This is a genomic window from Pseudoalteromonas sp. bablab_jr010, assembly GCF_016464105.1.
GTDB classification, from domain to species: domain Bacteria; phylum Pseudomonadota; class Gammaproteobacteria; order Enterobacterales; family Alteromonadaceae; genus Pseudoalteromonas; species Pseudoalteromonas simplex.
The window spans coordinates 20,881-40,349 of the sequence record NZ_JACDWV010000051.1; the positions used below are offsets into that span (position 1 = coordinate 20,881).

A 19,469-nucleotide genomic window follows, 5' to 3' on the forward strand; every position below is an offset into this window, starting at 1 on the left:
TAAAATTGCTAAGTGTAATTTGATTACACAACACCACGCGGTAAACGACAATCGTGGTCTTTTTCAGCTAGGTTAACAATCCAAAGCTCTTCAGCTTTGTAACCGTCATCGTTTGCTGTAACAACAGTGAACGATGCTTTCTTAGCTGTTTTAGCCGGTGCAGCGGTTTTAGTTTTGGTTTTTTTCGCTGGTGCTTTAGGTGCTTCTTCTGCTTTAGGCTCAGCTGTTTTACCAGAAGTGAGCTCTTCAGTCAGTGCTGCAACATCAGCAAGGCGCATATTTTTGCCACCGTCGATGCTATACCAACCAGGTTTTGTTGTGATTTCAGGTTTCTTACCATTCGCTGCTTCGTATGCTGCTTCGAAGGCATTTAACACTTCTGTTTTGTCTAGTTTGCTCATCAGAGACCCTATACGTTGTAAACACAGATTAAGAATATATATTTATACCTATTTTCAGCTTACTTTTCAATTTTTTGCGATTTTCCTTCCATTTTTCACTCATAAACGCCAAAATTTGCACAAAATAGAGGGTTGAAGGACGATTTTTATATGCAACGCAAACAATTTACTCAATTATTAAACGACATTCTTAAACCTGATTCTATCGCTGACTTTTGCCCAAATGGCTTACAAGTTGAAGGTGCGAGCGAAGTAAAAAAGATAGTGACGGGTGTCACAGCTAGTCAAGCATTGATTGATGCCGCTATTGCAGAAAATGCAGATACTATTTTGGTACATCACGGCTATTTCTGGAAAGGGGAATCTCAGCCAATCACGGGCATGAAAAAGCGCCGTATTGCAGCGCTTTTAAATAATGATATTAACTTATATGGCTATCACTTACCGCTAGATATACACCCTGAAATTGGTAATAACGCGCAACTGGCTAAGTTACTTGATATTGAGTTCACAGGTGGGCTTGAATCTGGTCCAAATAGTGTGCCGGTGAAAGGGCGTTTAAAAACACCTTTAAGTGGTGAAGAGTTTACCGCTAAAATAACCCAAGTACTTAACCGTGCACCATTAGCTAGTTTGGTAAGAAAAGAGAAAATTGAAACCATCGCTTGGTGCACAGGTGGCGGACAAGGGTATATTGATTTAGCAGCTGCCCAAGGGATTGATGCTTATCTTACAGGTGAGGCTTCTGAGCAAACGATTCATAGTTCACGCGAGCAAGGTATCGACTTTTTTGCAGCTGGTCACCATGCTACTGAGCGTTATGGCATTAAAGCCTTAGGCGAGCTTTTAGCTGAGCAGCATGGTTTTGATGTGACGTTTATCGATATCGACAATCCAGTCTGATTGTTCTACAGCGCTTCTGGATCAATCCAGCGGCGCACACTCACCCAAGCACTGCCAATTTTCTCATGCGCGACTCTGGTCACTGCAACAAGTACTGCAATGTTAGGTATAAACTGCTTATACGTTGGATACTGACTAAAATCTTGAAAGTCGGTTGCCGCTGGTATCACATCAATGCCTTGTGCATTAAATAAGTCTTTCGCACGTGGCATGTGGCTCGCTGAGGTGACAAGCGCTGTTTTTTTATCGACTAAATAAATGGCAAGTCGTTTCGCTTCTTCTGCGGTATCCATAGCGAGAGGGTTTTGTTTAACTCTCGTCGCAGAAATACCCAACGCTTTTGCTGTTTCAAACATGAGCTGACTATTGGTGGTATTAGCAAAACCGCCTCCTGATACATAGAGGGTGGCATTTGGGTAGTGATAGGCAAGCTTAACACCTTCAAGTAATCGAGCAAGCGCACAATCGCCTAGCTGGTGGTTTGCTTGAAGGCGCGAGTTGGGCATTATAGAGCAGCCAAGTACCACAATATTATCGAGTTTAGGGTGTTTTGCTTGGTTAAATTGCCATGCAGGGTTATTGCTTGCAGCTATCAGTGACTGACCAACAAATGGCGTGCTTATCAGCATTAAAGTTAAAATGCTAACAAAGCCAAAATAGAGTGCTTTGCGTTTATGTGCAATGGCTAAAAATACCATCACTAAAGTAAGCAGCCCGAGCAACGGCAGGGGCATTAATAAAGAGCCAATGATCTTTTTAATTTCAAACATGTATTAACATTATTAGTAATTTATGCAGCTATGTTAGTTATTTTGCCTTGTTTTAGCGACCGTTATTTTGCTTACACGTATTTAAAAAGTGGCGATAAACTGGGTTATCTTTCATATTCTTTTTCATCGCTAAATACATAGGGCGAGTAAGGCCTAGTGCACCTAACGGAATAGACTTAATGAGTCCTTGGCTTTCATAAGGAGTGACTAGCCAGTCTGGTAATGCTGCAACCCCCATACCTGCACTCACTAATTGAAATATCAATAAGCCTTGGTCAACCGTTTTAAGCGTGCCATCAAAGCGTGCATTTTGAATAAAATGTTTAAAGATGTCTTGGCGCTCACGGGGAATAGGGTACGAAATAATTGTTTCGTTTTTTAAATCAAGGGCGGTGACATAGGCTTTTTTTGCTAGCTCATGATCCGGTGCAACGATTAGTTTTAATTTAAAATCAAACAGGTGAGCATACTCAAGTTGATCGGGTTCACGAATATCAGAAGTCAGCACTAGATCTAATTCATCATTAATTAAATCTGGAATGGCGTCGTAACTAAAGCCGCGCTCGTAATCAATTTTAATATCAGGCCAAAAATTATTAAATTCTTTGATGGTTGGGAGCAACCAATGAAAGCAGGCATGACACTCAACGCTTAAACGTAAATTTGAGATTGGCTGGTTAAGGCTTTCTTTTAACCGACATTTTGTTGCCTCAACACGAGGTAATACTTCATTAGCAAGCTCCAGAAGTAGCATACCTTGCGGAGTAAAACGCACAGGCTGTGTTTTACGTTCGAACAGCTGGCAATCTAACTTATTCTCGAGATCTTTAATTTGATGCGATAAAGCCGATTGAGTTAAAAACAACTCACGGGCGGTATTGACCAAAGAGCCTGTTTCTTTAAGGGTCGCTATGGTTTTTAGGTGCTTTATATCAATCATCTTTAAAAAATCTCATGGAAAATGTGAGTCTAACTCAGATTACGAACATACTACGCCTTAGAATTTATTTTTTCAACGTCTAGACGTCTAAAATATGTGGTTATTTTAACTGCTTTTTTACAATACGCCTTTTTATAAATAATTGACAGCGTTGTCATAAGGTTTTTTGTAGTTTAACTATGAAATTCCATGAATTTACCTCAAGTTGAAACTTGCAGTTTAAATCGTGATACAGCTTGCGATTAGTAATTTGATATTTAATTAAAATTACTGAGAGTAGGGTTTAGTTGTTTGCTAAGATATTATTTTTTAGGTGTTATTATCTTCTATTAGGTGTAACGTGATTTTTAAAGGAATGCTTGTGATACGTACCGTAATTTTACTCTGTGCATGCTGGGTTTTGCCTGTTTGCGCTGGCACTATTTACAGCCAGTTTCCTACAGAGATTGACCCGCATGGTCACTACGTTTTTTATTCACATGGTTTTATCGTTGAAGGGACAAACCCTAAGCCTGTTCACAAAACCTTTGGGGTTTATGATTTTGTGGCTGTAAAAGAAGCACTGGCAGATGAAAGCTATCATTTAATTGCCTATCACAGGCCAAAAGGTACTGAGCCATTTACGTTTGCGAAAAAACTCGCTGCAGATGTTGAAGCATTGATCAGTGTCGGTGTTGCTGAGTCGAACATTAGTTTGGTTGGTTTTTCACGGGGCGGGGCATTGTCGATCCTGGCGGCTAATGAACTTAAACGTACACATATTAACTTAATTATATTGGCAGGTTGTGCAGGCCTTATAAAAAATCACACATCAGTTAAGGCTTATGGCAAAGTGTATTCTATCTTTGAGCGCTCAGATCAGGTTGGCTCTTGCCAATTTTTAATTGATAGAAGTGACGTAACCAAGTTCGAAGAAATAAGCATTAATACAGGGCTCTCCCATGGCGCATTTTATAAACCAAAAGATGAGTGGCTGTTACCAATTAAGAAGTGGCTAAAGGATTAACTATGCCTTATTTACTGTTAGTTATTGTGATCAGTTTTTTGAGTGTGAGCTCTGTAAGCAATGCTGAGCCGTTTACTTTGCCACGTACTAATACTGTGTTACTTAAAGATAAACATACCAAAAACGAATACCCCATTACGATTAAATTGCCACGCAGCTACCAAAAGCAGAACCAGAAGCGCCACCCAGTTGTTTACCTGTTAGATGCAAACTACAGTTTGCCAATTGCCTCTGGTGCTAGTCGCTTTATGATGAATTCGGTGGCTATAGAGGAGGTAATTATCGTTGCAGTTGGATATCAAAAAGGTGTATCTGGGCTCAATAGCCGTATTTATGACTATACGCCATTTGAAGATAAAAATTGGCAGCGTAAAACAGGCGGAGCAAGTCAGTATCTAAACTACCTAAAACATACTGTATTGCCTCATATTGAGGCTCACTACAGAACAACCCAAAAAAGTACGTTAGTCGGTAACTCACTTGGCGGTTTATTTGCGGCTTATACCTTATTCACTGAGCCTTCGCTTTTTTCAAATTATATTATCGGCAGTCCTTCAGTGTGGTTTAAAGAAAACTCAATATTAGCTATGGCTGTAAAACCAGCTGCCAACACAACAAAAGTTTACATCGCAGTGGGTGAACTTGAAGAAAGCGAAGGTGAAAAAATGGTGTCGGGCGCAAGGCAATTAGCAGCTAAAATTAATAAACAAAGCGGCGCGCTGGTTATAACAAATTTATTTGTTATTCCTCAGGCACGCCATGCAACCGCATTCCCAACAACGATTACCCAAGCCTTAGACTGGATTTACCAGGTTAATGGTAACTAAAGAGCGTGACACTTTTTATATTTTTTGCCGCTCCCACAAGGGCACTCGTCGTTACGGCCTATTTTAATATCTGCAACTGGCGTTATATCACCGTCTAGGTAACGCCATAGGCCATCTTCTTTAATAAAACGCGACTTCTCGTGTAACTCACAATACAAGTTTTGATAAAAGTAATTAGCTTTAAATTCTACAAAACCTTCTTGCTCGTTATGTTCAGTATCTAAAACACTTAGCTTGGTAAAACGGCAGCTATTAGCAAAATCTTTAATTTCGCGAACAGGGTTAGCGGCTTGCTGGCTTTGTGCATAGGTACTAAATACATATTTTGCATCTTTTAGTGCGTAAGCACTAAAACGAGAACGCATAAGTTGCTCTGGCGTATCAGCTTGGCTTGCACCTGTATGAAAAGGCTGGCAGCAAAGCTCGTAAGTCGATTCGCTGCCACAAGGACAAAGGGAGTGTGTGAGTGATGTCATAACAACTTACCTAAAACTATAAATTGTTATTTTAACAAGCCTATTGTGGCTGCGGTACTAAATTGTTTAATTGAGCGCTTTTTGTAAAACAATAAAATTTAGCAGATGCCTGCTCAAGGTTTAAGTTCATCGAATCAAGTTGATGATTGTTTACAATATCTGTCCATGTGATCACAGCAGCAAAATTACCGTTATGTAATGCTGAACTAAGAACATACTCAAGATTAACTAAATGTTTTTGTCTGATCACAAGAAGTTTGCTGGTATCAATCGAACATGAATCTAGTAAGGCTTTACTAGGAACATGATCAGGAGCAATTAATAGTGTCCATGCATTTTGGCTATTGTAATGATGCAATACTTTTAACAGCTCAAAAGTTGCTGAAATTTCGTCTTCAATTTGAATTAAATTAACAGACGCTTTGTCGTTATCTTGTTGGTAGCTTTTAACTGTTCTTAAGGTAATTGGCTGTAACATAACTTTCACTCACTGGTTGTTTATACAGTATGTGTATACAGTAGTTTATACAGTGTTTTTGCGCAAGTACTTTTTTGCTATTTTTTAACCAATGATTCAGTTTAATTTTAGTCAAAATAATTTAATTGTTATTAAACAGTGCTTTACGGTTTTATTTTGATGATTGGAAAAGGTGAAAAATTTACCAGTAAAGATATACAGTATTTTATACAGTACTGTGTAAACTGTAAAATTTTGAATCTATACAGGTGTTTTGCATAAAAAAAGCCGGCATCATACCGGCTCTTTATCTTTGCAATTTTGCTATTTATCTAAGTAGGTATTTAAAAACTCAAGGTATGCATTTGAGGCTTTTATGCGGTTTTCTTTTTTAGTAAAACCATGGCCTTCATCATCAAATAATACATATTCGACAGGCACACCATTTGCCTTTACAGCGGCAACAAGTTCATCGCTTTCAACTTGTAAAACTCGAGGGTCGTTAGCACCTTGGATCACCATTAATGGCTTGGTGATGTTTTTAGCATGAAATAGTGGCGAAATGGCACGGTGACGTTCACCGTCTGTCGCTGGGTCGCCCATTTCATCATACAGCGCCTTTTTAAAGCTTTCCCACCATGGTGGAATCGAGTTTAAGGTTCTAACCCAGTTTGTTACACCAAATATATTAATGCCTACTTTGAACTCTTCAGGTTCAAAGGCAAGAGCTGCGGCGGTCATAAAGCCACCATAGCTGCCCCCCATGATGCCAATTTTATCAGCATCAACCCAATCTAGGCTTTGCAGGTGTTTTTTACCGTAAACAATATCTTGTAAATCGTCAGTGCCATGCTTTTTATCATCTAAATGGAAGAAGGTTTTACCATAGCCTGAGCTGCCACGGTTATTAACTGCAAAAATGGCATAACCATGATTGACTAAATGCTGCTGCATTGCACTATAGCCTGTACGACTTTGGCCGCCAGGACCGCCGTGCACCCAAACTAAAGCTGGTACTTTGTTGTTGCTGTTAGCTTGCTTAGGCTTATATAAAACCCCGGGGATTTCTAAACCATCAAAGCTTTTAAAGCGCACAATTGTGCTTTCAACCAAGTCATTTTGATTAATTGCATCACTTAATGTGTTGGTTAACTGTTTAGCTTTTGATTCTCCGAGTTGCCAAACAAATAGGTTACTTGGTGAGGTATCTGAATTTAAATAAAACGCCATGGTCTTTTCATCAGCTGAAAAGTTCACACCACGTAAGTTACCAGCTGGCAGCGATGGCATGGCAATACCTTTACCTGTGGTGGTATCAATTATCGACACTTTAGTGCTTGCGTCAGCATTAACACCGCTTACTTGATAACGACCAGATTTAGAGAAGTAGATAAAACTCACATCCCACTCATCTTTGAGGGCAGGGCTGTGCTCGCCGGTCGTTAAGTCATAGCGCCACACCTCTGCAAACTCACCTTTGGCGTCGGTTGAGTAATATAATGATTTACTGTCTCTTGAGAAGGTTTCTGGGCCATATTTAGCGTCGTCGTCATGACGGGTAATGAGCTCTGGTTTCAGTGTTTTTTTACGCGTATCGAGAATAAATACATCGCTGTCTTTGTTCGAATTGTTTTTCGATAAAGCAATAAAGCGGCCGTCAGGGCTGATCGCACCGACATCTAGCCCCATGGTATTTTGATAAACAGGCGTTACTTCATAGCTATTAGCATCAACACGATATAGGTCCATAAACTTAGCATCACGCTGATTGCTGGTTATAAAAAAGTGTTTACCGTCTTCTGTGAAGCCTGCAAATCCTGCACGGGTTTCTTCACCTGGCGTAAGATCTTTAACTGTGCCGTCTGTTTCGCGAACATAGATGTGATAACGCTCATTACCGCCAGAGTCTTTAGTAAATAGTACGCGCTCATCTTTAGGGAAATAAGCCACAGCATACGTACTGTCTTCAAAATCTGTTAAGCGGGTTTTTTTGGCGGTTTTTATATCTACTTCGTATAGGCTATAAATACCGCTTTCGTCACTGCTAACGAGTATTTTGTCGCCTTTTGGTGAAAAGCTGCTGCCCATGATTGAGGTTGTATCAAAAAAGGTTTCAGCGTCATACTGTTTAACAGTTTGGCTTTGTTGCACGCTTTCGGTGCTGCTAGTTGATGGGGTTGATTGTGAACATCCTGCAAGTGCAAGGCTAAGTGCGCATGCAACAGCTGCTAGTTGAAAACTCGGTTTCATTGTAATTATTCCTTGTTAATTTTTCGTTTTAAAGTGTTGCCTGTTCATAATCTAAACGCAAGTTTTACCCGTTCGATATTTGTTACAAATCATGTAACTAATAAGAGATATGAGTGTGTTACTATTTTTTCACTATTAAAGGAATAAACATGATTGAAATTAACAACCTCAATAAGCGCTTTGCTTCAGCCCACGTTTTTGAAAACTATAATAAGCAATTTCAAGGTAAACGAGTTTGTTTACAGGCAGCCAATGGCAGAGGAAAAACAACATTATTGATGATGCTAGCTGGCCTTGAAAAGCCGCAATCAGGGCAGGTTTTATATAATAATCAAGCATTAAAATCGCCGCAAAACATTGTTTCAATTGCTAGCGACCGTATTGCTCTGCCAGATTTTTTAACTGCGCGACAAGTTATTGAACTTAGTTGCAAGGCGTTAAAGAAAGATATGCCTGAGCAACTCATTACTGGATTTAACTTTAAAGAGCACCTCAATACTCGCTTTAGTGCTTTGTCGAGTGGCAATCAAAAGAAGTGTCAGCTTATAACTGCTTTTTTAAAGCAAGCTCCATTTTTGCTATTAGATGAACCGAGTGCTGCACTTGATCAAACAAGTATAAAATTTTTGCTGACCTTACTTGATGACTACCTTGATAATAAACCTAATGGGCAAATTATCATTACAAGCCACGAACCAGAGGTGTTTATACAGCACGGTTTTGAGTGCACATCACTATGATAAATTCCTTTGCAAGTTACTTCTCATTCCTTTCTTTTCGATACTTAGCATATACGACCACCCTCAAGAGCATGCTGTCTCAGTTAAAGAATTTTAGCTTGTTGTTTGCACTGGTACTGGGCCCAGCTTTTCTTGGTATGGTTTTATTGTTGTTTTTAGGACTTGGTAAAATAGTCGATAGCCATGCAGCACCTGGTTACGGTGCAAAATTAGCAGTGATTTATCTTTTACTTGAATCAGTAATGTTATGGGCCATGGCACCAGCCATTAAAAATGAGCAAAATAGGGCATTTCAGCGAAGTCTATATAAATCCTCTTGGCGAGTATGTGTTGACTGCAAGTTACTACTGTTAAGTAATGCTTGGCTTATTGCCAGTTTACTAATAGCAGTCGACCTATCGTTAAAGCAATGGCTACAAGTGCCTCATTTTATACTGTTTATGCTGTTGCAGTGGCTATGTGGAGTATTTGTTCTTTATAGGCCAGGTGCACTTTTTTATAGTTTATTACTCAGTTCTATCTTGGTATTACTGCCTGCTAGTTTAACTTCACTGCAATACTATCTAAGTTTTATTGCAATTTTCGGCTGTTCGATTTTACTCCCACCTGTAAGAATAAGTCATAAGTTAAAAGTACACTCGCTTGCTTTGTTTTGGCTTAGTTACTTTATACAGCATAGCTGGAGCTTAATATGGCGTGGTTCAGTCTTGCTAGCATGCTTGCTCGCTTTATTACAGCTAATTGCAGTGCGTAATGACTTTAGCGACTTGGTACTGGCTTTGGCTTTTTCAGTATGCGTGTTGCTAACAAGCTCGCTGCAGTTCGATTGCTTGGCTGTTTTTAAAAAATATCGGCTGTTCTTTCAAAGCAATAACCAAGATAAGCCGTTTTATCTAAGCCAGTTTTTACCGAGCTTTATATTTTTTTCTGTGGCTTTCATTGTCGTTATAAGCATGCTTGGCACTAACTTGATTTACATCCCTATTGGGGCAGTGTGGTGTGTATTGCAGCAATATTTAGCGCAAAAAAAACCAGCGCAATTTGCGCTGGTTTGGTTTTTCATAACAATTGGAATTGTTTTGCTAGCTTAAGCGGCGTCTGCTTTTTTATCGCTCTCGCCGCGGGCAACATTACCTGCAACTAAGTCTGCTGGGTCAAAGTCGTCAACGTTAATAACGTCAAGACGGGCTTTTTCAACAGCAGCTAGTTTGTCGGCTTCAGCTTGGCTTAAAATGCCTGCTTCTAGGCCCATTTGCGCTACTTTATCAAGCTGGAAGAAAGGCAGTTTTACGCCTTTTTCACGGCATACCTTGTCAAACAGAGGCTCAACTTCAAGGATGTCTTTAAGCGTTTGCTCTTGACGACCAACAAGGTTAAGTGGCTCGTTTTTAAGATAAATGTAGTTAGCTAAACGGTTACGAGTTTCGCTTGGTACTTGTAATAAGTGAGCAAGTTTGTGCTCAAGCTTATCAGTAGGCTTACGTACTGGACGACCGAATGGGAATAACATGATTTTTAGCATCGCACGTAGTGGTGCAGATGGCATGTTATTGATTAAGTCAGCGAGTGCACGTTGGCAGTGGTAAAGGTGATCTTGGCAGCTCCATTGAACAAGCGCAAAATCTTCTTTTTTACGGCCTTCGTCGTTGTAACGTTTAAGCGTTGCAGATACAAGGTATAAGTAGCTTAGTAAGTCACCTAAACGTGCAGAGATACGCTCTTTACGTTTTAATGAACCACCAAATACCGCCATGCTGATATCTGACATTAATGCTAATGATGCACTGAAACGTGACGCAACACGATAAAACTCAGCTGTTTCGTCTTTGTATGGTGTACTTGTGAAGCGAGCATTTGTTAATGCTAACCACTTAGTACGAACAAGGTTCGAAATAGTAAAGCCAACGTGACCCATTAATGCTTTATCGAATACAGCAAGCGCTTCTTCGCGGTCTTCAATTGCACAAGCACCTAGCTCAGTTAACACGAATGGATGACAACGAATTGCACCTTGACCATAAATGATCATGTTACGCGTTAAGATATTTGCACCTTCAACGGTAATTGCAATTGGCGCACCTTGGTAACCGCGACCTAAGTAGTTGTTTGGACCAAGCATGATGCCTTTACCACCATGAACATCCATGCCGTGAATCGTTGCTTCACGCATTTGCTCAGTTAAGTGGTATTTGATAATCGCAGATACAACCGATGGTTTTTCACCAAGGTCAACAGCCCCTGTAGACATGCTCACTGCAGCATCAGAGCTATATGCGTAACCTGCAAGTTTTGCCATTGATTCTTCAACACCTTCCATTTGACCAATTGGTAAACGGAATTGACGGCGAATACGGCTGTAAGAGCCTGTTGCAAGCGCAATTGTTTTAATGCCACCTGTTGAGTTAGACGGCAATGTAATTGCACGACCAACAGATAAACATTCAACAAGCATACGCCAGCCTTGACCAGCCATTTTCGGGCCACCAATGATGTAATCAAGTGGTACGAAGATGTCTTTACCGCGAGTAGGACCATTTTGGAATGGGACGTTTAGCGGGAAGTGACGACGGCCAATTTCGACCCCTGGAGTATCTGTAGGGATCAGCGCACAGGTAATACCAGGTTCTTTGTCATCACCCAGTAAACCGTCTGGATCTTGTAGTTTAAATGCAAGACCAAGTACAGTCGCAACAGGAGCAAGAGTAATGTAACGCTTGTTCCATGTCAGGCTAATACCAACAACTTCTTCGCCGTTCCATTGACCTTTACAAACAACACCGTAATCAGGAATTGCACTTGCGTCAGAACCTGCTTCTGGTGATGTTAAAGCAAAACATGGAATTTCTTGACCACTTGCTAAGCGTGGTAAGTAATGATCTTTTTGCTCTTTAGTACCATAGTGCTGAAGTAATTCGCCCGGACCTAATGAGTTAGGTACACCTACGATAGAAGAAAGTAACGTTGATTTACTAGTTAGCTTTTGCAGTACACATGATTGTGCATAAGCAGAAAACTCTAAACCGCCGAATTCTTTTTTGATGATCATGGCAAAGAATTTATTATCTTTTAGATATTGCCAAACATCTTGCGGTAAATCAGTTAGTTCGTGAGTTGCGTGCCAGTCATCTAGCATGCTGCACACTTCTTCAACTGGACCATCAATAAACGCTTGCTCTTCGATAGTCAGTTTAGGTGCTGGGTATTGGTGTAATTTGTTCCAGTCAGGACGACCACAAAATAGATCCGCTTCCCACCACGTCGTACCGGCATCGATTGCTGATTTTTCAGTATCCGACATAGTCGGGGTTACTTTTTTGAAAGCAGCGAAGATAGGTTTAATGATGTATTGTTGACGAACGCCAGTCACAGAAAGTGGCACAGCGATAAGTAAGAATAGTAGCCAACTAATTGCGCCAAACGCGCCAGCAAATGTGCCAACAAGTAAAGTCGCAACGGCAATACCTAAGCAGGTATTCCAGCTTGCTCTGTGGTAACTCGCAATACTAAGCAGCACGAGTAAACCAAGTAAAAATATGAGAGTCATTGATTATTCCTTAATAGAGGTCAGACCACCTCTTTTAGAGTAGCGCTAGAAAAGCGAATTATCAAGAGGGGAACAAGGATTAAAACGGCTTGTTTGGTGAGTTTTATTATTTTAAAAATGGCTATCAGTGCAAAAACATTTACAGCAGATGAGGAATTGTTGAGTAATTACTTATAATCAGCGCCGTTATACTTACGATTAGTTGTGAATTGCTCAGATAGTTCTGAAAATCTCAGCATAGCAGTTGCCATCTTTAACGCTATGTTTAACAATGAGCGCAGGCAGGGATCAGCCCATCATGCCTTCCTTCGATTAGTTTTATAGGTTAAGAGTTCTATGTGTGAGTTGCTTGGCATGTCGGCCAATGTACCAACGGATATTTGTTTCAGTTTTTCAGGATTATTAGAACGCGGTGGTAATACTGGCCCGCATAAAGATGGCTGGGGCATCACTTTTTACGAAGGCAAAGGCTGTCGTACATTTAAAGATCCTGAGCCAAGTTGCCAATCAGAAATTGCCAAACTCGTCAAAGCTTACCCAATAAAAAGTATTTCGGTGATAAGCCATATTCGCCAAGGTAATCGTGGTCGAGTGTGCCTTGAAAATACCCACCCATTTACCCGTGAGTTATGGGGCCGTGAAATTACGTATGCTCACAACGGGCAATTATCGAATTATCATGATTTAAAACCAGATTACTATCGACCTGTGGGGAATACAGACAGTGAACTGGCGTTTTGCTGGCTGCTCGATAAAATTCGCGAAAAATACCCTAAACGCCCATCAAATATGGCGTCTGTATTTCGTTATGCTGCAAAGCTTGCTCATACGCTGCGTGAGAAAGGCGTATTTAATATGCTACTTACCGATGGTGTTTATGTTTTAGCTTATTGCACCAATAACCTACATTGGATCACACGCCGTGCACCGTTTGGTAAAGCGACATTAATTGATGCAGACATGGTGATTGATTTTCAAAAAGAAACCACACCGAACGATGTGGTTACTGTGATTGCAACAAGGCCGCTCACCAATGATGAACGCTGGCAGAAAATGGAGCCAGGTGAGTTTGCACTGTTTAAAATGGGCGAAAAGATTTAAATAAAAGATGAAGCGCTACTCAGGCGCTTCATTACTCACTTCTTGTTGCACTTCATTTGGAACACTAACAGGTGTGGTCACGGTGAATGAATTGAGCTGCACTTCAAATTGCTCTACGCCTTTTTCACCTTTCCACATACGAACTAGCATGTAGTCCATTTCTGGGGCAAACCAAGCAAGCGCTTGACGCTTATCGTTATCGTATAATCGTTTTACTTTAATCGCTTCTACATTACCAATAGGTAGCGAAATCATTTCTGTGCCGACAACTTCAAAGTCATAATTACGAAGGTTGCCTTTTTTATCAATCAGTGGATACGATAATTGCGTTTTACCTTGTTTTAGCTCTTCGCGTACTTGCACTTGATAAGACAGTGAATCTTGAAAATCATCTGACCAATCAATTTTAAGAGGGTATTTACTTTGGCTGCTTTGAACTTGCTTTTGCGTAGCATCAAATTTTAAGCTGTACTCTTTATCAGGCCCGGTGCCCGAACGCTCCATAGTGTAACTTAGCGGAGAAATTTTCTGATCATGATAAGTAAACATGGATGTTTCTTTTCGTGAGTCTGAAAAAATCATCCATTCGATTTCACTGTGATAAGTGATCACGTAGTTACCGTCTGCGGCTTTTTTCAGCTCGCGTACTGCTTTACCATGGGTTTCGCCTTTACGAAGTACATCGTATTTGGCTTCGTATTGAGTGAGGTCGCCAGCTAATACACTGGTAGGAAGTAATAAAGTGCCCACACAAGCGAGTAGGGCACTTAGATTTTTATTCTGGGTAGTGCGCGCCGTGTGCAGGAAGTTTCTTTTCGTCAAAAACTGCATAATCTGCTTCCATCTTGAGTCGTTGTTCACTGAACCACTTGACCACCAACGGATAGATTATATGTTCTTGCTGATGAACACGTTGTGCGAGTGTCTCTGCGGTATCGTTTTCGAGTACCGGCACTTTGGCTTGAAGAACAACGGGACCGCCGTCTAGCTCTTCTGTGACAAAGTGAACACTAACACCATGAACCTCATCTTTTGCATCTATCGCTCGCTGGTGGGTATTCAGCCCTTGGTACTTAGGCAACAAAGAAGGGTGAATGTTCAACATTTTTCCCTTAAACTTTTGCACTAAGCTAGGTGTAAGAATACGCATAAAACCAGCTAATACAACTAGATTTGGTTCAAAATTGTCAATAATGTCCATTAACTCAGCATCATAGGCCTCGCGCGAGTCAAAATCTTTATGGCTTAGTACACGTGTTTGTATACCTGCATTTTTTGCTCGCTCAAGGCCATAGGCGTCGGCTTTATTACTAATTACAGCGGCGATTTCGGCCTTTATCTCACCACGCGCACACGCGTCAATGATGGCTTGAAGGTTAGAACCGCTACCAGAAATTAATACAACAAGACGACAAGGGGTCATTAGTCACGACCACCTAAAATTTCTACTTGCTCTTCGCCTGCTTTCGCATCTTGGATCTCACCGATATGCCATGCATTTTCGCCAAGATCTTTAAGGATTGTTAAGCTTTGCTCAAGTTTGTCAGCTGGAACAACTAAAACCATGCCTACACCACAGTTGAATGTACGGTACATTTCGTGTGTTGTGATGTTGCCGTTTTCTTGTAACCAGTTGAAAACAACAGGCCATTCCCAGCTATCACCTTTGATTACTGCTTTTGCAGATTCAGGAAGTACGCGCGGGATGTTTTCCCAGAAACCACCACCCGTGATGTGAGATAACGCATGTACGTCAACCTGCTTGAATAGCTCAAGTAGTTGTTTAACGTAGATACGAGTTGGCTCTAAAAGGTGATCGCCAAGTGTTTTGCCTTCAAGCTCAGCGCTCGTGTCTGCGCCAGATACTTCAAGAACTTTACGAATTAATGAGAAGCCGTTTGAGTGAGGACCACTTGATGCAAGAGCGATTAATTGGTCGCCTGCAGCAACTTTAGTACCGTCGATAATTTTTGATTTTTCTACAACACCAGTACAGAAACCAGCCATGTCGTAGTCTTCGCCGTCGTACATACCTGGCATTTCAGCAGTTTCACCACCGATTAATGCACAGCCAGAAAGCTCACAGCCTTTACCAATACCTGTTACAACATCAGCCGCAGTATCTACGTCTAATTTACCCGTTGCATAGTAATCAAGGAAAAATAGTGGCTCTGCACCTTGTACAATAAGGTCGTTTACACACATAGCAACAAGGTCGATACCCACTGTGTCGTGCTTTTTAAGATCGATTGCTAAACGTAGTTTTGTACCAACACCGTCTGTGCCAGCAACCAGTACAGGCTCTTTATAGCCAGTTGGTAGTTCGCAAAGTGCGCCAAAACCACCGATACCGCCCATTACTTCAGGACGTCTGGTTTTTTTAACTACGCCTTTAATACGCTCAACAAGTGCATTACCGGCATCGATATCTACGCCCGCGTCTTTATAGCTAAGAGACTGTTTTTGTTCGCTCACAGGTTTTCCTCAAAAAAGTTGCATGTGGGTTGCTTAGAAACGCGCGTATTTTACAACAATTGCACTGGCGCGGCTAGTTGAAAAATCACTTTAACCGACTTGACAAGGACAGTTGTCCGGTTTTTTGTTTTCAAGTTCCAAGGCAAAAGTATCAGGCAAATGAACTTTTAACCTTGAAACTCGAAACTTCTCACTATTTGTTAAGCTTTCGCGGTTAAAATAGCGCGCAGAGGGGCAGGGTAACCTTCAATGGTTTTGCTGGTGTCATTAGGGTCTAAAAAGTCGACTAATGATTCGTTTTCCATCCACTGGGTTTTGCGTTGTTCTTCAAGCGTTGTGATTGCACAGTCTTTAACTTGTACATCTTTAAAACCGACGCGTTCCATCCATAGTTTTAATGCCGCGGTGCTTGGGATAAACCATACATTACGCATTTTTGCATAGCGGTCGGTTGGCACTAAAACTGTGTGCTCATCACCTTCAACAACCAGTGTTTCAAGGACTAACTCACCACCAGGACGAAGCTGTGCTTTTAATTGCGCTAAAAAGTCGATAGGCGAACGACGATGATATAAAACACCCATCGAAAAAACTGTATCGAATGCTTTTAGCTCTGGCAGAGCTTCAACACCTAACGGCAATAAATGCACGTTTTCATCTTGGTGATAATGCTTTATCGCTTGGAATTGGCATAAAAATAAATCGGATGGATCGATACCCACCACAAAATTTGCGCCTTCACCGCGCATGCGCCACAAGTGATAACCCGAGCCACAGCCAATATCAAGCACAGTGCGGCCTTTTAACGGTTCGATATGAGGCAGTAAACGATCCCATTTCCAATCACTGCGCCACTCAGTATCAATCTCGATACCGTGTAAGCTAAAGGGGCCTTTACGCCATGGCATCATGCGCTTTAATAAATGCGTTAACTGTTTTTGCTGACCTTCAGATAGCTCATCACCGGTGCCAATTTGTACTTTATCCTGAAGATTTACATGGTTTGTGCTTACCTCAGGTAAGTTTTTCAGCACTTTTTGCCATTTCGGTAAATCACCGTGGCTGGCTTCTAGTTCCCAGTGTTTTAATTGACCAGGCAAAGTTTCGAGCCAGTGGCTAAGCGGGCTTTGTGCAATCGCAGCGTAAAATTGGTTAAACCATTGAGACATGAAATACTCTTTATATCGTTGTGATGATTACTTGATTGCAATCATCGAGCAGAAGTTAAAACATTGATACCACACTTGCGTTTGGCTAAAACCAATTTCACTTAATCGGTTTAAGTGGGTAGATAAATGATCAGGGCGCATGACATTTTCGATAGCCGTACGCTTTTGGCTGATCTCAAGCTCCGAATAGCCGTTGTGACGTTTAAAATCATGGTGTAAATCAATGAGCAAATTATCGCATTGCTCATTTTCACCTCTAATTTTTTCGCTCAGCAGCAAAACACCGCTTGGTTTTAAATTTGCGTAAATCTTTTCAAGCACCGCTTGGCGCTTTTCAGGTGGAATAAACTGCAGTGTAAAATTCATCGCAACCACAGAGGCATTCTCGATGTCTAAATCGTTGATATCACCCAGTGTAACCGTGACCGGCACTTCAGAGCGAAAACCTTGTAAATGTAATTTACAGCGCTCAACCATCGCTTCTGAGTTATCGACGGCAATAATATTACAGTTATCAGTGCGAATATTGCGGCGCATACTTAAAGTTACAGCACCAAGAGAACAGCCTAAGTCGTATAGGTTTGAATTGCTTTGCGCGTACTCACCAGCCAGCTTACCCATGGTGCTAACAATAGTTGCATAACCTGGCACCGAGCGCTGGATCATATCAGGGAAAACTTCTACTACATGTTGGTCAAAGCTAAAGTCTTTAACCGCTTGCTCAGTGGCATAAATACTGTCTTTTTGCGTCACTTGAACAGTCTCTTTAAAAAATAATACCGCTATTTTAGCATTTTTAACTGGATAGTCAGTGATAAATTCAGTAGCTTGGCTAGAATTATCAATAACAAGTACAAAAAAGAGAAGTTTAATGACAAAAAGCAAAGTGATCAGTACAGAAGATATCTTATCAACTCTGTGTCATTCTGTGACTGGAGTTCTGTCTTCAGCAAGCGGTAACAGTATTAGTTATTCTGCCATGGTTCAAAAAATTACCCGCACCTGTATGCGTCCAGATATAGGCTGTTTTGTATTGTTCGATGGTGGCTTTACCGGGCTTGTGGTAACAAACTTCACAGCGCAAGCTGCCATGGAAATTTACCATGACTACATGCGTAACATGGGAATGCCAGAAGAAGAAATTGCACAAAGCCATTTATCAGATGATGTGGCAAACGTACTTGGCGAACTGATGAACCAAATCGTTGGTGACTTTACGTCAAAAGTACGCGACCAGCTGCATACTTCTATCACGCAAAACCAACCTAAGATGATGGCAATTAATAAACAGGTGCAAATCTCTGTTGATACTACTATGGATAGACCACAAGCACGCCGTGTGACTTTCACTACAGCTAAGCAAAATATCTTCTATCTAGAATTAGCCATGGATAAAACTGAATTTATTAAACTACATGACTTTGATATTTCAGAAGCGGTTGATCCGGATGACATCATCGAAAACGAAGCTAAACAAAAAGCTGAAAAGCAAAAAGCATCATCACAAGCAGACGATGCAGATGATGATTTTATGGCAGAACTTGGTTTGTAACCCAAAGACTTGAGCTGTCAGCTATCAGTCTTCAGCCGTCAGAGAAAATAGAGGCGCGGGTTAGACCGCGCTTTTTTTGTGTTTAAATTGTTTGTTGAGTTCAATGTGGATTTGTTTATAGATTCTAAATTACACATCCATATTTAATTTTCTAATTTCGCCAGAGCAACATAGGATCTTCAACTGAGGATAATTTAGTTAGTACTACCCAATCAGTTCCTTTCCCAAACGCATCTTTTACAAACCAATCCATACGGATGAAAATATCTTGGTAACCATCATGATTAAAGTCTGCACGTGCAACTTGAGTATAATGCACCTCTAAACCATCTACCTCTACCGAAATACTGTTTTCACGTGATGCTGCAACGAACGTAAGGCTTTTATCGTAAGAAGATAAACTACCAGTTCGCCCTTCTAAACTTTCGCCTCCTAAATTGGGAATCGCCGAAGCAGGAAGGTGCTTAATTGTTTCGTAGTCAAATAATTCAGGCCAGAAACTATAGGCAGTTTTTGGTGCGTTGAAGTATCTATTTGCCCCCACACAGTTGGCTTTAAGCCATTGCCAGCGGTCATACTCCCAGTCCACAACAATATCATCGCCGCTTTGAAGTACAAAAGAGCACCCTTTAGCAAAAAATGGCTTTTTGTCAGTTCCTGTAAACTCAATATTGAATTTGATATCCTCCAAAGAGTCATTAGTCTCGATTTGTTGTTCAAATATCAAAGGGTTTAGCCAAGCAGTTTCAATGTTTTGCTGTTGTTTTGATGGTTGGTTGCTTGTAGAGCAAGCGCTTAACAAGGTAAAAATAACACTAACGTATATTCCTAAACGTAATAATTGCTGAGACATGCTTT

At 40.9% G+C, this 19,469-nt stretch carries 20 protein-coding genes; 7 read left to right on the forward strand and 13 right to left on the reverse strand.

Annotated elements, in window-relative coordinates; all coding sequences use genetic code 11:
- Positions 1-23: 23 nt before the first annotated feature.
- Positions 24-401, reverse strand: a complete 378-nt coding sequence (locus JIG37_RS02790; RefSeq protein ID WP_054561783.1) for a hypothetical protein — start codon at positions 399-401, stop codon at positions 24-26.
- Between the two features lie 150 nt (positions 402-551).
- Here JIG37_RS02790 and JIG37_RS02795 point away from each other — a divergent pair, with 150 nt between their 5' ends.
- Positions 552-1,304, forward strand: coding sequence for a Nif3-like dinuclear metal center hexameric protein (locus JIG37_RS02795; protein WP_138619339.1), 753 nt, complete (start codon positions 552-554; stop codon positions 1,302-1,304).
- Between the two features lie 5 nt (positions 1,305-1,309).
- Here the strand turns inward: JIG37_RS02795 and JIG37_RS02800 are convergent, their stop codons facing one another.
- Both JIG37_RS02800 and JIG37_RS02805 read right to left on the reverse strand, forming a co-directional pair.
- Positions 1,310-2,074 (reverse strand): YdcF family protein, encoded by a 765-nt coding sequence (locus JIG37_RS02800; RefSeq protein WP_194441619.1) that lies wholly within the window; start codon positions 2,072-2,074, stop codon positions 1,310-1,312.
- Between the two features lie 52 nt (positions 2,075-2,126).
- Complete coding sequence (locus JIG37_RS02805; RefSeq protein WP_054551603.1) at positions 2,127-3,014, reverse strand: LysR substrate-binding domain-containing protein; 888 nt, start codon at positions 3,012-3,014, stop codon at positions 2,127-2,129.
- 361 nt (positions 3,015-3,375) lie between these two features.
- Between JIG37_RS02805 and JIG37_RS02810 the strand changes: the two genes are divergently transcribed.
- Together JIG37_RS02810 and JIG37_RS02815 are read left to right on the forward strand one after the other, a co-directional pair.
- Positions 3,376-4,020: an alpha/beta hydrolase gene (locus tag JIG37_RS02810; RefSeq protein WP_235373737.1), complete on the forward strand. Its 645-nt coding sequence runs from the start codon at positions 3,376-3,378 to the stop codon at positions 4,018-4,020.
- Between the two features lie 2 nt (positions 4,021-4,022).
- The gene (locus JIG37_RS02815) at positions 4,023-4,847 is read left to right on the forward strand and encodes an alpha/beta hydrolase-fold protein (protein WP_194441618.1); all 825 of its coding nucleotides are present in this window, start codon (positions 4,023-4,025) and stop codon (positions 4,845-4,847) included.
- On the opposite strand, the gene JIG37_RS02820 is transcribed toward JIG37_RS02815, so the two are convergent.
- The 3 genes from JIG37_RS02820 to JIG37_RS02830 form a co-directional block, all read right to left on the reverse strand.
- A complete protein-coding gene (locus JIG37_RS02820; RefSeq protein WP_054551601.1) occupies positions 4,844-5,323 on the reverse strand; it encodes a YchJ family protein in 480 nt (159 codons plus the stop codon). The two genes, JIG37_RS02815 and JIG37_RS02820, sit on opposite strands and share 4 nt — an antisense overlap.
- A 40-nt stretch (positions 5,324-5,363) precedes the next feature.
- Positions 5,364-5,801 carry a SulA-like leucine-rich domain-containing protein gene (locus JIG37_RS02825; RefSeq protein WP_054551944.1) on the reverse strand — a complete coding sequence of 146 codons (438 nt, stop codon included), beginning with the start codon at positions 5,799-5,801 and terminating at the stop codon, positions 5,364-5,366.
- 303 nt (positions 5,802-6,104) lie between these two features.
- Positions 6,105-8,030: a S9 family peptidase gene (locus JIG37_RS02830; protein WP_194441617.1), complete on the reverse strand. Its 1,926-nt coding sequence runs from the start codon at positions 8,028-8,030 to the stop codon at positions 6,105-6,107.
- 149 nt (positions 8,031-8,179) lie between these two features.
- Here JIG37_RS02830 and JIG37_RS02835 point away from each other — a divergent pair, with 149 nt between their 5' ends.
- Positions 8,180-8,770: an ATP-binding cassette domain-containing protein gene (locus JIG37_RS02835; RefSeq protein WP_054551599.1), complete on the forward strand. Its 591-nt coding sequence runs from the start codon at positions 8,180-8,182 to the stop codon at positions 8,768-8,770.
- Positions 8,767-9,861, forward strand: a complete 1,095-nt coding sequence (locus tag JIG37_RS02840; protein WP_199528661.1) for a DUF6136 family protein — start codon at positions 8,767-8,769, stop codon at positions 9,859-9,861. The genes JIG37_RS02835 and JIG37_RS02840 overlap by 4 nt, the downstream gene beginning before the upstream one ends.
- Here JIG37_RS02840 and fadE read toward each other — a convergent pair.
- Complete coding sequence (gene fadE / locus JIG37_RS02845; RefSeq protein WP_054551597.1) at positions 9,858-12,314, reverse strand: acyl-CoA dehydrogenase FadE; 2,457 nt, start codon at positions 12,312-12,314, stop codon at positions 9,858-9,860. The two genes, JIG37_RS02840 and fadE, sit on opposite strands and share 4 nt — an antisense overlap.
- A gap of 336 nt (positions 12,315-12,650) precedes the next feature.
- On the opposite strand from fadE, the gene JIG37_RS02850 reads away from it, so the two are divergent.
- Positions 12,651-13,415 (forward strand): class II glutamine amidotransferase, encoded by a 765-nt coding sequence (locus JIG37_RS02850; RefSeq protein WP_054551596.1) that lies wholly within the window; start codon positions 12,651-12,653, stop codon positions 13,413-13,415.
- A gap of 15 nt (positions 13,416-13,430) precedes the next feature.
- Here the strand turns inward: JIG37_RS02850 and JIG37_RS02855 are convergent, their stop codons facing one another.
- The 5 genes from JIG37_RS02855 to cmoA all read right to left on the reverse strand — a co-directional run bounded on the left by JIG37_RS02855 (position 13,431) and on the right by cmoA (position 17,812).
- A complete protein-coding gene (locus tag JIG37_RS02855; protein ID WP_082389175.1) occupies positions 13,431-14,246 on the reverse strand; it encodes a DUF3108 domain-containing protein in 816 nt (271 codons plus the stop codon).
- On the reverse strand, positions 14,191-14,838 hold the full coding sequence (purN, locus tag JIG37_RS02860; protein ID WP_199528662.1) for a phosphoribosylglycinamide formyltransferase: 648 nt from the start codon (positions 14,836-14,838) through the stop codon (positions 14,191-14,193). The genes JIG37_RS02855 and purN overlap by 56 nt, the downstream gene beginning before the upstream one ends.
- Positions 14,838-15,890, reverse strand: a complete 1,053-nt coding sequence (purM, locus tag JIG37_RS02865; RefSeq protein WP_054551593.1) for a phosphoribosylformylglycinamidine cyclo-ligase — start codon at positions 15,888-15,890, stop codon at positions 14,838-14,840. The genes purN and purM overlap by 1 nt, the downstream gene beginning before the upstream one ends.
- A 200-nt stretch (positions 15,891-16,090) precedes the next feature.
- The gene (cmoB, locus tag JIG37_RS02870; protein WP_054551592.1) at positions 16,091-17,059 is read right to left on the reverse strand and encodes a tRNA 5-methoxyuridine(34)/uridine 5-oxyacetic acid(34) synthase CmoB; all 969 of its coding nucleotides are present in this window, start codon (positions 17,057-17,059) and stop codon (positions 16,091-16,093) included.
- A 27-nt stretch (positions 17,060-17,086) separates the two neighbouring features.
- Positions 17,087-17,812 (reverse strand): carboxy-S-adenosyl-L-methionine synthase CmoA, encoded by a 726-nt coding sequence (gene cmoA, locus JIG37_RS02875; RefSeq protein WP_199528663.1) that lies wholly within the window; start codon positions 17,810-17,812, stop codon positions 17,087-17,089.
- Between the two features lie 118 nt (positions 17,813-17,930).
- On the opposite strand from cmoA, the gene JIG37_RS02880 reads away from it, so the two are divergent.
- On the forward strand, positions 17,931-18,611 hold the full coding sequence (locus tag JIG37_RS02880) for a DUF3334 family protein (protein WP_054551591.1): 681 nt from the start codon (positions 17,931-17,933) through the stop codon (positions 18,609-18,611).
- Between the two features lie 151 nt (positions 18,612-18,762).
- Here the strand turns inward: JIG37_RS02880 and JIG37_RS02885 are convergent, their stop codons facing one another.
- Positions 18,763-19,464, reverse strand: coding sequence for a hypothetical protein (locus tag JIG37_RS02885; protein WP_199528664.1), 702 nt, complete (start codon positions 19,462-19,464; stop codon positions 18,763-18,765).
- Positions 19,465-19,469: the final 5 nt, after the last annotated feature.

Excerpts from the sequence above, each read along its gene's own strand:
- JIG37_RS02790 (WP_054561783.1), bottom strand. The coding sequence starts at position 401 with ATGAGCAAACTAGACAAAACAGAAGTGTTAAATGCCTTCGAAGCAGCA.
- JIG37_RS02795 (WP_138619339.1), top strand. The coding sequence starts at position 552 with ATGCAACGCAAACAATTTACTCAATTATTAAACGACATTCTTAAACCT.
- JIG37_RS02800 (WP_194441619.1), bottom strand. The coding sequence starts at position 2,074 with ATGTTTGAAATTAAAAAGATCATTGGCTCTTTATTAATGCCCCTGCCG.
- JIG37_RS02805 (WP_054551603.1), bottom strand. The coding sequence starts at position 3,014 with ATGATTGATATAAAGCACCTAAAAACCATAGCGACCCTTAAAGAAACA.
- JIG37_RS02815 (WP_194441618.1), top strand. The coding sequence starts at position 4,023 with ATGCCTTATTTACTGTTAGTTATTGTGATCAGTTTTTTGAGTGTGAGC.
- JIG37_RS02820 (WP_054551601.1), bottom strand. The coding sequence starts at position 5,323 with ATGACATCACTCACACACTCCCTTTGTCCTTGTGGCAGCGAATCGACT.
- JIG37_RS02825 (WP_054551944.1), bottom strand. The coding sequence starts at position 5,801 with ATGTTACAGCCAATTACCTTAAGAACAGTTAAAAGCTACCAACAAGAT.
- JIG37_RS02830 (WP_194441617.1), bottom strand. The coding sequence starts at position 8,030 with ATGAAACCGAGTTTTCAACTAGCAGCTGTTGCATGCGCACTTAGCCTT.
- JIG37_RS02835 (WP_054551599.1), top strand. The coding sequence starts at position 8,180 with ATGATTGAAATTAACAACCTCAATAAGCGCTTTGCTTCAGCCCACGTT.
- JIG37_RS02840 (WP_199528661.1), top strand. The coding sequence starts at position 8,767 with ATGATAAATTCCTTTGCAAGTTACTTCTCATTCCTTTCTTTTCGATAC.
- fadE (WP_054551597.1), bottom strand. The coding sequence starts at position 12,314 with ATGACTCTCATATTTTTACTTGGTTTACTCGTGCTGCTTAGTATTGCG.
- JIG37_RS02850 (WP_054551596.1), top strand. The coding sequence starts at position 12,651 with ATGTGTGAGTTGCTTGGCATGTCGGCCAATGTACCAACGGATATTTGT.
- JIG37_RS02855 (WP_082389175.1), bottom strand. The coding sequence starts at position 14,246 with ATGCAGTTTTTGACGAAAAGAAACTTCCTGCACACGGCGCGCACTACC.
- purN (WP_199528662.1), bottom strand. The coding sequence starts at position 14,838 with ATGACCCCTTGTCGTCTTGTTGTATTAATTTCTGGTAGCGGTTCTAAC.
- cmoB (WP_054551592.1), bottom strand. The coding sequence starts at position 17,059 with ATGTCTCAATGGTTTAACCAATTTTACGCTGCGATTGCACAAAGCCCG.
- JIG37_RS02880 (WP_054551591.1), top strand. The coding sequence starts at position 17,931 with ATGACAAAAAGCAAAGTGATCAGTACAGAAGATATCTTATCAACTCTG.
- JIG37_RS02885 (WP_199528664.1), bottom strand. The coding sequence starts at position 19,464 with ATGTCTCAGCAATTATTACGTTTAGGAATATACGTTAGTGTTATTTTT.